Here is a 13,159-nt window from a genome sequence, read left to right on the forward strand (position 1 = left end):
CGTGCGCGGGGAGTAGCCCGCCTGTGCGGCGGCGGCGAGGGTGGCGGCGGGATCATCCCCGCGTGCGCGGGGAGCAGCCCGACTCTCGGTACCACTCCTCGAGGAAGCCGGGATCACCCCCGCGTGCGCGGGGAGTAGCAGTTCCCCGATCCAGCAGGCACGACCTGGCTGGGATCACCCCCGCGTGTGCGGGGAGTAGTCGACGGCATCGCGATGTGGGTGTGGACGCTGGGGATCACCCCCGCGTGTGCGGGGAGTGGCGGTCCTGCTACTCACATGCGCTTGTGAGGTGTGGGATCACCCCCGCGTGTGCGGGGAGTAGCCAGTCGTAGGTGCTCCATGAGCCGCTGTGGAGGGATCACCCCCGCGTGTGCGGGGAGTAGTTCCTCGGCCGTCGGCGTTCGCACAGTGATACGGGATCACCCCCGCGTGTGCGGGGAGTAGGACAACGCCTGGTCGGGCCTGTGGGGCTCCGAGGGATCACCCCCGCGCGTGCGGGGAGTAGCCATCTTCCTGAACGTGGGCGCGGGGGAAACAGGGATCACCCCCGCGTGTGCGGGGAGTAGAGGGGCTGACCAGCGGCTTTAGGTGGGGAGGGGTGCTTTTTTCGTTAGTTGTAGGTTAATGGTCATTTTGGGTTGCTTGCGGGTTGTTGTTTTGGGCGGGCTGGTCGTGGTGTGGATTGGGACACCCTCCGCGTGTGCGGGGGGCTTGGCCGTCAACCGTTGGTTGAGCGCGGTGTGTCATCGTGCGCGTGTGTCGATCCGTACCGGTAGTGCGCGTGGGCCGCGCACCTGGCCTGTCGCCCATCGGACGGCGGCGGGATCGGCGAGCGAGAACGCGGGGAAGCGTTCAAGCCACACCTCGAGCGCCACCCGCAGCTCCATCCGTGCCAGATGTGAGCCCACACAGCGGTGGATGCCGAGCCCGAAGGCCGCGTGCCGGTTCACCTCACGGTCGATGACGACGTCGGCGGCCCGCTCGAACTGCGCGGGGTCGCGGTTGGCGGCCGGGAAGGACAGCAGGATCCAGTCCTCGGCCTTCATCTCGACGCCGTTCCACGACATGTCCTCCTTCACCAGCCGCGCCATCGTCACCGGGGCGTAGGCGCGCAGGAACTCCTCCATCGCCGTCGGCAGCAGCGACGGGTCCGCCACCAGCCGCTCCCGGTCGGCGGGCGTCTTGGCCAGATGCCACAGCGACGCGCCGATCGCGCTCCACGTCGTGTCGATGCCCGCGATGAGCAGCAGACCGATCGTCCCCGCGACATGGTTGGCCGACAGGGGACGGCCGTCGAGTTCGGCGTCGATGAGGTAGCTCGTGAGGTCGTCGCGGGGGTTGGCGACATGGTCCTGGATCTGCGCGAACAGGTAGTCGAACACCACGGAGATCTTCGCGCCGCGCTCCTGCGGCGGAAGGTTGACGCCCTCGAGCACGTCCTCGACGAACTCGCGGAACTTCGGCGCGTCCTCCGGCGGGAAGCCCAGCATGTCGGCGATGACCCGCATCGGGATGTGCTGGGCGTAGTCCTGCGCGGCGTCGACCACGTCACGCCCGGCGAGGCCGTCGATGAGGCCGTGGCAGAACGCGCGCGTCGCCTCCTCGCGGCGCGCCACCGCGGACTTGGTGAACGCCGGGAGCAGCAGCTTGCGCGCGCCCTTGTGGAACGGCGGGTCCGAGGAGATCGGCGGGATCGAGCCGACCGGGGCGAGTTCCCGCGGCGGCCGGTAGTTGCCGACGACGATCGCGCGGGAGGAGAACCGCTCGGTGTCGTAGGCGATGTCGGCGACGTCCTCGTAACGCGTCGGCAGCCACGCGCCGCCGAAACGCTCGGTGTGCGCGACAGGGCAGCTGCCGCGCAGGTCGTCCTGGATGCGGTACGGGTCGGCCGCCCATTCCTCATCAAGATGGGAGAAGTCGGTCGCCCAGTCCTCGACCGGACCCGTGACGATCTCCGAGACCGTCCCGCCCCGCCGCTGCGGCCTCGCGAACCGCTCGTTCTCGGTCATGTCAGCCCTCCTCGGTGAGCAGGACCGCGCGTTCCGGGCAGTTCGCGGCGGCCTTGCGCGCGTCCGGCAGTGCCTCCGGCGGGACGACCCCGTCGGGCAGCGGCACGATCCCGTAGCCCTCCTCGTCCTCGCCGAACACCTCCGGGGCGAGGTCGTAACACCGTCCGTGCCCCTGGCACAGCCCGGCGTCTATCCGCACCTTCACCGTGTCCCCCTCCCGATCTGTACGACGTACGACTGTTTACACCGTACCGACCCGAAAGCTCCATACCTCTGTGGACTTGTTCCATCGCGCGGTCATGTGCCCCAGGAGTCGGGGGAGGTGCGCGCGTGGTGCTCGCGCAGGCGCAGCAGCATCTCCACGAGCTGCTCGCGTTCGTTGGTGGACAGCGGGGTGAGCAGCTGGTCCTGGAGGTCGGCCTGGACCGCGTCGAGGTCGTGCAGGCGGCTCCGGCCCAGCTCGGTGAGCGTGACGACGTTGCGCCGCCTGTCGTCGGGATCGGGCGTCCGCTCGATGAGGCCGCGTTCGGCGAGCTCGTTGAGCAGGCCGACCATGTCGCTGCGGTAGATGCCGGTGCGACGGCTCAGCGCCGCCTGGCTCGCCGGGCCGAACTCGCCGAGCGAGGCGAGCACCGCGTAGTGCCACTTGCGCGAGTCGGCGGCCGCCAGGCCCGCCCCGACGACGCGCTCGGCCTCGGCCGCCGCGATCGCGAGCAGCCTGCTGGGCAGCCTTTCGAGCCGCCCCGGCGTCTCGAGCGTCTCGCCTGCGGCGGCGTCCCCGGTGTCTTCGGCGCTGACCATGCCGTGAATTCTAGCCGGGGTTGTGTTAGTGCGACTAACGATGTATGTTCGTTCATGGCACTAACGTTAGTGCTTCAAACGTTCAACCGACGAACGGAGTTCGCCGTCATGGAGATCATCGCCCCGCCCTTCGGCCCCGCCCTGATCGGCCAGGTCGAGAAGGCGCTCAACGCCCTGCTGTGCCGCGGCCTCACCGGCACCGGCCTCACCGAATCCCGGTGGGTCACGCTCACCCTCGCCGTCGCGGCCCCGAGCCCCACGGCACGCACCGACCTGATCTCCCATGTGCACCGCACCGCCCGCTTCCCCCGGGAGGAGGTCGCCGAACACCTCACCGCCCTTACGGCCTCGGGCTTCCTCGCCGAAGACCCCTCCGGCCGCATCACGGTCACCGCCGAGGGCAGATCCCGCTGGTCGGCCCTGCGCGCATCCCTCGACCAGGCGACCGCACCCCTGTGGGCCGCCCTGCCCCCGGCGGACGTCGCCGTCGCCGAACGCGTCCTCACCACGCTCCTCACCCGGGCCGACGCCCTCCTCACCGCCCCTCCCGAACTCCCACCCGCACAGCCCGGTGCACGCTCCGAGCGCTTATCCGCCAGCCCGCCCGCACAACCCGGTGGACGCTCAGAACGCTTATCCGCCCGCTACTCCGCCCCGCCCGCGTATCCGGCCGGGCCGGATCCGGCCCGTGTCTGAACCCTCCGCCCGCACCCGTCGCGTGAAGCGCGTCAACTCAACAGGAGTTCTTCCCATGCCCGTCATCGACGTTCTCGACTCGACCATGCACTACGTGGAGCTGGGGAGCGGCAAGCCCGTCGTGTTCCTGCACGGCAATCCGGCGTCCTCGTACATGTGGCGCGAGGTGCTGCCGCTGGTCTCCGGCCACCGGCTGATCGCGCCCGACCTCATCGGCATGGGCGCGTCAGGCAAGCCGGACCTCGCCTACTCCTTCGCCGACCACGCCCGCTACCTCGAGGAGTTCCTCGACGCCCTCGGCCTTGACGACGTCGTGTTCGTCGGCCACGACTGGGGCGGCGCGCTCGCCTTCGATTACGCCGCCCGCCACCCGGGCCGGGTCAGCGCCGTCGCGTTCTTCGAGGCGATGGTGCGCCCGGTGGGCCCGGCGGAACTGTCCGACCAGGCCCGCGCCCGCTTCGCCATGCTGAGGTCGGCCGAAGGCGAGGCCCGCGCCCTCGACTCGACCTTCCTCATCACCACCGCCTACACCGGCGGCGTCCGCACCCCGCTCACCGAGGAGGAGATCGCCCCTTACCTCGCCCCCTACCCGTCCCGCGAAAGCCGCCGCCCGCTCCTTGCCTGGGCCCGCTCCATGCCCGTCGACGGCGACCCAGCCGACGTCGCCGCCCGCCTGAACGCCGGGGCCGACTGGCTCCGCACCACCCCCGAAATCCCCAAACTCCTCCTCACCTTCGACTCCTCACCCACCCTCCTCATCACCCCCGCCCTTGCTGCCTGGTGCAAGGACAACATCCCCTCCCTCACCATCACCCACTGCGGCCCAGCCGGCCACCACGCCGCCGAAGACCAACCAGCCCCCATCGCCACCGCCCTCACCACCTGGCTCCCCCTCCTCCCCTAACCCCACCCCCGCACCCCAACTCCCCCCGCACCCCAACTCCCCGCGCACCCCAACTCCCCGCGCACCCCAACTCCCCCTGCACCCCGACTCCTCCCGCGCCGCCAACTCCCTCCCGGAGCGCTCCGATCCTTTGAAAGGACCGGAGCGAGGGAGGGAGGAAGGGCGCGAGGAGGAAGGGCGTATGGGTGAGGGCGCTGGGCGTGCGGGTGAAGGGGGTGCGGAGGAAGGGGGTGCGGAGGAAAGGCGTATGGGTGAGGGGCGGGCGCGCGGTGCGGGTGCGGGTGCGGGCGTTGGGCGTGCGGGGGAGGCGTTGGGCGTGCGGGCGAGGGGCGTGCGGGGGCGGGGGTGCCCGGGAAGGGCGGGGAGGAGGGGTGCGCGGGCGCGGGGCGCGCGAGCACCGGGTGTGCAGGAACCGGGCGTGCGGGGGCGGGGTGCCCGGGAAGGAGGGGTGTGCGGGCGCGGGGCGCGCGAGCACTGGGTGTGCGGGCATCGGGTGTGCAGGAACCGGGCGTGCGGGGGCGGGGTGCCCGGGGGAGGGGGTGCGGGTTAGGGGCGGAAAGGGGAAGGGGTGCGGTCGAGGGGCACGCGGCGAGGGTGCGTGGGGAGGGTGCGCAGGGGTGGGCGCGCGGCGAGGGTGCGCGGGGGTGGGCGCGCGGGGACGGGCGGGGGGAGGGGTGTGTGGGTGGGGTGTGGGGAGGAGGGGTGGGTTAGGAGGGGAGGGGTGGGGTGAGGGTGGGGGTGCTGGATTCGAGGGTGGCGGCTGTGGTGAGGAGGAGGGGGTCGGCGAAGCGGGGGGCGATGAGCTGGATGGACAGGGGGAGGCCGTCGGTGACGGTGACGGGGAGGGTTATGGCGGGGAAGCCGAGGACGGGGACCGAGGTCATGGGCCACATGGCGGAGAAGAGGGAGCGGGCGCGGGCCGGGTCGATGATGTCGGCGTCCTGCTCGAAGGGGGGTTCGGCGCAGACGGGGGTGAGCAGGAGGGTGGGGCGGTCCCCGCCGGTGAGGAGTTCCTGGAGACGGGTGATGAGCGTGGCGCGGCGGGCCCAGCCCTGGATGTAGTCGGTGACGCCGACCTCGCCCCACAGCTCGGCGGCGGCCTCGAAGCCGAAGGCGAGGTTGCGGCGGGTGGCCTCGTCGCCGATCTCCCGCATGCCCGGGGCGAGCGGCTTCAGGTCCTCCATGAGCAGCAGCGACCAGAGCCGGGCGGCCTCGCCGAGGAGCGGCACGTCGATCTCCTCGACGGTGTGGCCCGCGTCGGCGAGCCGGCGCGCCGCGAGGTCGAGCGCCGCCTCGACCGACGGGTGGGACTTGGCGAGCCCGACGTCACGCACGACGCCGATCCGGACCGGGCCCTCGGCGTAAAGGGGGGAGGGCAGGGCGGGGATGCCGAACGGGTCGCGCAGGTCGGGGCCCGCCATGGCGGCGAGCGCGAGCCCGGCGTCGGCGACGGTCTTGGCGATCGGTCCGTGCACGGCCCAGGTCTGGAACGTCAGGGGGCCCTCGAGCTCGGGGCCGCCGGGCGGCTCCCAGCCGGAGACCAGGCCGACCGTGGGCCGGATGCCGACGACGCCGCAGCACGCGGCGGGGAAGCGGATCGAGCCGGCGATGTCGTTGCCCTGCCCGATCGGGGCCATGCCCGCGGCGACGGCGGCGGCCGCGCCCCCGCTTGAGCCGCCGGGCGTGCGGGAGGCGTCCCACGGGTTGAGGGTGCGTCCGTGCGGGTCATTGCTGGAGAACCAGCGCATCGAGAAGGCCGGGGCGTTGCTGCGGCCGAGGAACACCGCGCCGGACGCGCGCAGCCCCGCCACGCACGCGGCGTCTCCGGTGGCCCTGGCCTGCGCCGCGATGGTGAGGCCGTGGCTGGCGAGCTTGCCGCGCTCAGAGGTGTTGATCTTGGTGTTCACCGGGACGCCGTGAAGCGGGCCGAGCTCGGCCCCTGCCGCGACCGCCTGGTCGGCGTGTCGCGCGGCCTCGAGGGCGTCGTCCGGTAGGACCTCGACGAGCGCGTTCAGGGCGGGGTTGACCGCCTCGATCCGCCCGAGGAAGGACCGCACGGCCTCGACGGACGAGAACTCCCGGTCGCGGATCCCCGCTGCGAGCTCGGTCGCGGACAGCTGCCACAGTTCCATGCCTTCTCCAAGTCGATCGTAGGCGAACCCCGCGGGCCCATGCCGAAGTGACGGCGGCGCGGGGCGGGGTCCGCACGGCATGGTGGGGAGAGTACGTGATGCAACAGCGATGTACAACGGTGTTGTATTTCTGTCGGTGTGTTGGTTACCGTGTCGCCATGCCGATGGAGATCGACCTCACCCAGCGCCTGGCGACGATCGCCGAGGCAACCCTCGACCTCGTCGCGACGGGCGGCATCGACGCCGTCAGCATCCGCGCGGTCGCCAAGCGGATCGGCGGGTCGACCACGCTTGTCACGAACTACCTGCCGACCCGCGAGGACCTGCTGCGCAACGCGGTCGAACACGCTCTGACCGCTTGGGACGCCGAGACCGAGGGGGTCGTCGCGGGCGCGTCCGAACAGGAACGGCTCGCCGTCATGGTCCGCTGGGCCTGCTCGACGACCGGCGACGACGCGGTGCTGCGCAGGCTGTTCATGGAGATCCTCGGCCGCAGCGAGCCGGACTCCGACGCCGTCGCGCTGCTCCGCCAGGACGCCCGCCAGGCCCACGACGGCCTTGCCGCCGCCGCCGAGGCCGCCGGCGCGTCCGACGCCGCCTTCACCGCCGACATCCTGCACCTCGTCCTGCGCGGCTTCTACCTCTCCAGCCTCGAGGACCCCCAGGGCTGGCCCACCGAACGCATCGGCCCCCTCGTAGACCGCCTCGTCAACGTCCTCCTGACCGCCCCAAAAAACTAACCCGCCCCCGCCCAGGGGCAAGGACCCGGGTTCTGGAACGGCTCGGCCTCGCCCACGACCGCAACCCGCGACCCGCAGCCCGCGACCACAACGCACGACCGCAACCCGCGACCGCGACGCACGGCCGCGACGCGGCCGAGGCTGTGGGGTTGGGGGAGGTGGTCCAGCTGGGTCCGCGACGCGAGCGGCCGAATTGAGAAGAAGGGGAACTTATGTCGAAGTTTGGGATTTCTGTGCTACGCCGACTTGGAGTCGCGCGGGGGCCGCCGTGAGAAGTCGCCCGGCCGTTTGTGCGGACCGGGATGTATCGCCACGGGCGTTAGTGAACGCGTTGGAATCTCGGCGCGTTTGTTGTCGCGAACTGTCGCCTCGGAGTGAGGCGGTGTGTTGATTTCGTGGTGCGCTTTGGCGCATTTGTTGTGATCTTGATCGGCTTTGGCCGCCTGGCCGGGCATTGTCGTGTGCTCGTCACGCGTGCTCGGGAATCGCCGTGGACAGCGTTCCGGTGTCGGGTGGTTTGCCGGTTTCCGCGCGCCTGCCAACCGCGCGTGTCCCCCCGTTGACCCGTCCCAGCTCGAAGGGTCCCCTCGCCATGCCATTCGCCCTGCCCGCCGTGCGTTTCCGCGCCCGGCGTCCCCTGCACGCCCTTGTCGTGGTCGCGCTCGGCGCGTCCGCGCTGGCGGCCTGTTCCGGCGGCGACGCCGACAAGAAGACCGCCGATCACGCTATCACCACGGCTGTTCCGGCCCCCACGCGGGAGGTCGCGTCGCTGACGTGGAACGTCCCCGCCGGGGAGCCGCCGACGCTCGATCCCGCGCAGTCGGGCATCGAGTCGGTCAGCACGATCACCGGGAACCTGTGCGAGGGCCTGTTCACCCTCGGTCCCGACTACACGCCGCAGCCCGCGCTGGCCACCGGCGTCGAGCACCCCGACCCGCTCACCTACGTGCTGTCCCTGCGCGCGGACGCGAAGTTCTGGAACGGCGACCCGGTGACGCCCGAGGACGTGCTGTTCAGCGTGAACCGCATCCTCGACCCCGCGCTCGGCTCGTCGTGGATCGGGTGGGCGGCGAACCTGCGCGACATCCGGGCGACCGGCGACCGCGAGATCACGGTCCGGCTGAAGCGTCCCGACGCCGTCGTCCCGAACTTCTTCGCGATGCCCGCGTTCTTCGTCGTGCAGAAGGAGTTCGCCGAGAAGGCGGGCCGCGCCTTCGGGTCGGCTTCCGGCGGCCTGATGTGCACGGGCCCCTACAAGCTCGACAAGTGGACGCAGGGCCAGGACGTCACCGTCACCCGTAACGACGCGTGGTGGAACGGGGCCGCGCCGAAGGTGAAGGACATTCGCTTCACCTTCATCACCGACCCTTCCGCGCAGACCGCGGCCCTGGCCAGTGGCGACGTCGACGGCCAGTTCAGCATCCCGCTCGCGGCCGAGTCCCAGCTCAAGGGCAAGGGCAACCTGCTGTTCGGCCCGAGCCTCGCCCCGACGTTCCTGTCGGTGCTGAACGCCAAGGGCGCGCTCGCCGAGCCCGCGACACGTCAGGCCCTCCAGGCGCTGATCGACTACCGGGGCGTCCTCGACTCGGTCTACCAGGGCACCGCGCAGCCGCTGCGCGCGCTGGTCCCGCCGGAGGCGTGGGGCTACGCCGCCGACGTCTTCAAGGCCGAGTACGACAAGCTGCCCGAGCCGTCGCAGGACCTCGCCAAGGCCAAGGAACTCGTCGACAAGACGCCGAAGGCCAAGGAGAAGATCGTCCTCGCCTACACCACGGCGATCGACGAGGAGAGCAGGATCGCCACCGCGATCGCCGACGCCGCGGCCCAGGCCGGGATGACGATCGAGCTGCGCCCGCTCACCGCCGAGCAGTTCGGCGCGGTGTTCATCGCGCCCACCGCGCGCGAAGGCATCGACCTGCTCCTCTCGTCGGGCTACCTGGACTTCCCTGAGCCGCTCGCCTACTACCAGTTCTTCACGACCGGCCACTTTTACAACTTCGGCGGCTACGCCAACGCCGACTACGACGCCGCGATCTTCCAGGCGATCGCCACCGAGGACCCGGCGGCCCGCGCGGCGCTCGTCGCCAAGGCACAGGGCGTCATGGCCGCCGACCTCGCCAACATCCCGATCGCGACCCAGTACGTGCGGGTGTTCTACAGCGACAGCCTGACCGGGCTCGTCCCGCGCCAGACGTACGTGAACACCCCTTGGGCGGCATCCCTGGGCGGCGTCTGACATGAAGGGCTCGCTCGGCCGCCGGATCGGCGGACGCGCCGCGGGCGCGCTCCTGACCGTCCTCGTCGCCTCGGTCGTCATCTACGGGGCGCTGCGCCTCGTGCCAGGCGACCCGGTGCTCACGCTGTCGGCCGGACGGCGGCTGACCCCGGACCAGATCGAGGCGCTGCGCCAGCGGCTCGGTCTGGACCGGGGGTTCGTCCAGGGCTACCTGTCCTGGGCGGGCGGCGCGCTCCGGCTCGACCTCGGCACCTCGCTCACCTACCAGACCGACGTGTCCGCGCTCATCGGCGCGCGGCTGAAGGTGTCGGGCCTGCTCCTGGCCTACGCGGCCACGCTCGCCGTGGTGCTCGGGTTCGGCGCGGCGCTCGCCGCCGCGGTCAAGGGCGGCGCGGTGAACCGCGCGGCGGGCGTCGCCGCGGCGGTCACCACCGCGACGCCGCCGTTCGTCGCGGCGATCATCCTGCTGTCGGTGTTCGCCGTGGGGCTCGGCTGGTTCCCCGCGACGGGCGCCGGCTCAGGGAGCCTGCTCGACCGGCTCTGGCACCTCACCCTGCCGGCCGTCGCGATGGCGCTGGCCGCGTTCGGCGTCCTGGCCCGTGTCGGGCACGCCGCGCTCGCCGAGGCGATGGGCCGTGAACACGTCGAGACGGCCCTCAGCCGGGGCGTGGGCCGCTCGGCGGTGATCCGGCGGCACGTGGTCCGCAACGCCCTCACGCCGCTCCTCACGGTCGCTGGCGTCCTCGTGGCGGGTCTGTTCGTCGGCACCGCCGTCGTGGAGAGCGCGTTCGGCCTCGACGGGGTCGGCTCGCTGCTCGTCGCGTCGGTGTCGCGCCGTGACTTCCCCGTCGTGCAGGGCGTCGCGCTGATCGCCGTCGTGCTGTTCGTCGCGGTCAACACCCTGGTGGACCTCCTGGTCCCGCTCATCGACCCCCGAGTCAAGGCAGGCAGGGCCGACGCATGACGCTCACCATCCCGGCGCTGCGCGCGCGGCGCACCCGTCCGCGAAAGCGGGGACGGCTCACCGTGCGGTGCGCGCTCGGCCTCCTCGGTCTCGCGGCCTGCGCCGCGCTGTTCGCGCCGGTCCTCGCCCCGCACTCGCCGGACGCGACGAGCCTTTCAGCGTCGCTCGCGCCGCCCGGAACGTCCGGATACTGGCTCGGCGCTGACTCCACCGGACGCGACGTGCTGTCCCGCCTCCTGTACGGGGCGCGGCTGTCGCTGCTGGCACCGCTCGGCGTGGTGCTGCTGTCGGGGGTGCTCGGCACCGCGCTCGGCCTGCTCGCGGCCCGCGCGGGCGGCTGGGCCGACGCCGTCGTCTCCCGCTCGATGGACGTTGTCTTCGCGTTCCCGAGCCTGCTGCTTGCGATGCTCGTCGTCGCGGTCGCCGGACCCGGGCTGCTCGCCCCGATCTGCGCGCTCGCGGTCTCCTATACGCCGTTCATCGGCCGGATCGTGCGCGGCGCGGCACTCCAGGAAGGCGCGCGGCCGTACGTGGAGGCGTACCGGGTCATGGGCTTCGGCGAGCTCACGGTGACGCTAAGGCACCTGCTGCCGAACATCGCGCCCCTCCTCGCCGCCCAGAGCGCGCTCGGCTTCGGTTACGCGCTCGTCGACCTCGCCTCGCTGTCCTACCTGGGCCTTGGCGTCCAGCCGCCGAACGCCGACTGGGGCTCGATGATCAACCAGGCGCGCGGCGCGATCCTCCAGGGCTCGCCGTGGAGCGCGATCGTCCCCGGCGTCGCCGTCCTGCTGACGGTGGTCAGCGTCAACGTGCTCGGCGAGCACATCAGCGCCTCGGTGGCGCGCCGTCAGGAGGTGAAGGGGTGAATCCCGACAAGACCGACAAGACCGACACGGTGCTGGAGATCGCCGGGCTGTCCCTCGCGGTGCGCGGGACGCCGCTGCTCGCCGATGTGACGCTGCGGGTGGCGCGCGGCGAGACCGTCGGGCTGGTGGGGGAGTCGGGGTCGGGCAAGTCGCTGACCGTGCGCTCGGCCCTCGGGATGCTGCCGCGCGGGGCGAGGGCGTCGGGTTCGGTCGCGGTCGCGGGCGAGCAGGTGCTGACTGCCTCGCCCCGCGCGCTGCGGGAGATCCGCCGCACCCGCGCCTCGATGGTGTTCCAGGACCCGAGGGCCGCGCTCAACCCCGTCCGCAGGATCGGGGACTACCTCACCGAGGGGCTGCGGGCCCGCGGCGTGCCAAGGCGCGCCGCCGAAGCGCGCGCGCTCGACCTGCTGGAACGGGTCGGCATCCGCGACCCGCGCGGCGCGCTGCGCAGGTTCCCGCACGAGTTCTCCGGCGGGATGCTGCAACGCGTCGTCATCGCCGGGGCCCTGGCCACCGAACCCGCGCTCCTGCTCGCCGACGAGCCCACCACGGCCCTGGACGTCACCACCCAGGCCGAGGTCGTCGCGCTGCTGCGCGGCCTCCAGCGCGAGCACGGCACCGGCATGGTGTTCGTGACGCACGACCTCGATCTGGCCGCCGCGATCTGCGACCGCGTGTACGTCATGTACGCGGGCCGGACCGTCGAGGAGGCCCCGGGGGCCGCGCTGTTCGGCGCTCCCGGCCACCCGTACACGCGGGCGCTGCTGGAGGCGAGCCCTTCGGTGCGCGGAGAACGCGCCGAACTGCGGGCCATCGCCGGACGCCCCCGCGCGCTGGCCGAGGCCCCGACGGGCTGCGCGTTCCGCGACCGCTGCCCGAAGGCCGCCGACGCCTGCGCGGCCGACGTGCCCGCCGCCATCGCCCACGGACTGTCCCTCGTGGCATGCCTCGACCCGGAAGGAACGGGAAGATGACCGGACCCGTCCTGCGCGTGACGTCCCTGGTGAAGCGGTTCGGCGGATTCACCGCCGTCGACGGAGTCGGCTTCGAGCTGCCGCCCGGCCACTCTCTCGGGATCGTCGGCGAATCCGGCTCGGGCAAGACGACCACGGCACGCATCCTCGCCGGCCTCGAGACGCCCACCTCGGGCACCGTCGAGCTCGACGGACGCGTCCTCGACGCGCGGTCCCGGCGCGACAGGCGCTGGCAGGCGCGCCGCCTCCAGATGATCTTCCAGGACCCGCACGGCTCGTTCGACCCGCGCCTCACCATCGCCCAGTCGATCGCCGAGCCGCTGCGCCTGCACGCCCCCGGAACCGACCACCGCGCGCGCGTATCCGAACTGCTGGAACAGGTCGGACTCAGCGCGCGGCTGGGCGGCGCGCTTCCGCGCGACCTTTCCGGAGGGCAGCGGCAGCGCGCCGCGATCGCCCGCGCGCTGGGCATCACCCCGCGCGTCCTCGTCCTCGACGAGGCGGTCGCCGCCCTCGACGTCTCCATCCAGGCCCAGATCCTCGGCCTGCTCGCCGACCTGCGCAGGGACGCAGGGATCGCCTACGTGTTCGTCAGCCACGACCTCGCCGTCGTCAGGCACGTCACCGAGACGGCCCTTGTCATGCGGCACGGCAGGGTCGTGGAGAGCGGACCGACCGAGGAGATCCTGCGCGCCCCCGCGCACCCGTACACGCGGCTGCTGCTCGACTCGATCCCCGGCCCCGGCTGGGACCTCGAGCGGGTCGCGCGCGACCGCCGCGCGCTCGACGCGGCAGATCACGCGGCAGCGCCGGTGAAACGCGCCGCGCCATGAAAGC

12 protein-coding genes and 1 CRISPR repeat array are annotated in these 13,159 nt (G+C 72.2%); of the genes, 8 read left to right on the top strand and 4 right to left on the bottom strand.

All coding sequences use genetic code 11. From position 1 onward, the window contains the following. The first annotated feature begins 48 nt into the window (after positions 1 to 48). Positions 49 to 564: a CRISPR direct-repeat array (repeat unit 27 nt; unit sequence GGGATCACCCCCGCGTGTGCGGGGAGT). Positions 565 to 743: 179 nt separating this feature from the next. From R9X44_RS16370 to R9X44_RS16380, 3 genes are all read right to left on the bottom strand, one after another. Then, positions 744 to 2,009: a cytochrome P450 gene (locus R9X44_RS16370; RefSeq protein ID WP_319815025.1), complete on the bottom strand. Its 1,266-nt coding sequence runs from the start codon at positions 2,007 to 2,009 to the stop codon at positions 744 to 746. A 1-nt stretch (position 2,010) separates the two neighbouring features. Then, positions 2,011 to 2,214: a ferredoxin gene (locus tag R9X44_RS16375; RefSeq protein WP_319815026.1), complete on the bottom strand. Its 204-nt coding sequence runs from the start codon at positions 2,212 to 2,214 to the stop codon at positions 2,011 to 2,013. A gap of 92 nt (positions 2,215 to 2,306) precedes the next feature. Then, positions 2,307 to 2,810, bottom strand: coding sequence for a MarR family winged helix-turn-helix transcriptional regulator (locus tag R9X44_RS16380; RefSeq protein ID WP_319815027.1), 504 nt, complete (start codon positions 2,808 to 2,810; stop codon positions 2,307 to 2,309). Between the two features lie 108 nt (positions 2,811 to 2,918). Between R9X44_RS16380 and R9X44_RS16385 the strand changes: the two genes are divergently transcribed. Beyond that, on the top strand, positions 2,919 to 3,506 hold the full coding sequence (locus tag R9X44_RS16385) for a hypothetical protein (protein WP_319815028.1): 588 nt from the start codon (positions 2,919 to 2,921) through the stop codon (positions 3,504 to 3,506). A gap of 55 nt (positions 3,507 to 3,561) precedes the next feature. Next, positions 3,562 to 4,410 carry a haloalkane dehalogenase gene (locus tag R9X44_RS16390; protein ID WP_319815029.1) on the top strand — a complete coding sequence of 283 codons (849 nt, stop codon included), beginning with the start codon at positions 3,562 to 3,564 and terminating at the stop codon, positions 4,408 to 4,410. 707 nt (positions 4,411 to 5,117) lie between these two features. Here the strand turns inward: R9X44_RS16390 and R9X44_RS16395 are convergent. Then, positions 5,118 to 6,542: an amidase gene (locus tag R9X44_RS16395; RefSeq protein ID WP_319815030.1), complete on the bottom strand. Its 1,425-nt coding sequence runs from the start codon at positions 6,540 to 6,542 to the stop codon at positions 5,118 to 5,120. 158 nt (positions 6,543 to 6,700) lie between these two features. Here R9X44_RS16395 and R9X44_RS16400 point away from each other — a divergent pair, with 158 nt between their 5' ends. The 6 genes from R9X44_RS16400 to R9X44_RS16425 all read left to right on the top strand — a co-directional run bounded on the left by R9X44_RS16400 (position 6,701) and on the right by R9X44_RS16425 (position 13,155). Continuing rightward, the gene (locus R9X44_RS16400) at positions 6,701 to 7,282 is read left to right on the top strand and encodes a TetR/AcrR family transcriptional regulator (protein ID WP_319815031.1); all 582 of its coding nucleotides are present in this window, start codon (positions 6,701 to 6,703) and stop codon (positions 7,280 to 7,282) included. A gap of 592 nt (positions 7,283 to 7,874) precedes the next feature. Then, positions 7,875 to 9,518, top strand: coding sequence for an ABC transporter substrate-binding protein (locus R9X44_RS16405; RefSeq protein ID WP_319815032.1), 1,644 nt, complete (start codon positions 7,875 to 7,877; stop codon positions 9,516 to 9,518). 1 nt (position 9,519) lies between these two features. Then, positions 9,520 to 10,482 carry an ABC transporter permease gene (locus R9X44_RS16410; RefSeq protein ID WP_319815033.1) on the top strand — a complete coding sequence of 321 codons (963 nt, stop codon included), beginning with the start codon at positions 9,520 to 9,522 and terminating at the stop codon, positions 10,480 to 10,482. After that, positions 10,479 to 11,348, top strand: coding sequence for an ABC transporter permease (locus tag R9X44_RS16415; RefSeq protein ID WP_319815034.1), 870 nt, complete (start codon positions 10,479 to 10,481; stop codon positions 11,346 to 11,348). The genes R9X44_RS16410 and R9X44_RS16415 overlap by 4 nt, the downstream gene beginning before the upstream one ends. Further along, positions 11,345 to 12,322 carry an ABC transporter ATP-binding protein gene (locus R9X44_RS16420; RefSeq protein ID WP_319815035.1) on the top strand — a complete coding sequence of 326 codons (978 nt, stop codon included), beginning with the start codon at positions 11,345 to 11,347 and terminating at the stop codon, positions 12,320 to 12,322. Before R9X44_RS16415 ends, R9X44_RS16420 begins: the two co-directional genes overlap by 4 nt. Next, a complete protein-coding gene (locus tag R9X44_RS16425; RefSeq protein WP_319815036.1) occupies positions 12,319 to 13,155 on the top strand; it encodes an ABC transporter ATP-binding protein in 837 nt (278 codons plus the stop codon). Before R9X44_RS16420 ends, R9X44_RS16425 begins: the two co-directional genes overlap by 4 nt. Positions 13,156 to 13,159 lie beyond the last annotated feature (4 nt).

The organism is Actinocorallia sp. A-T 12471 (assembly GCF_033875155.1).
Classification (GTDB): domain Bacteria; phylum Actinomycetota; class Actinomycetes; order Streptosporangiales; family Streptosporangiaceae; genus Actinocorallia.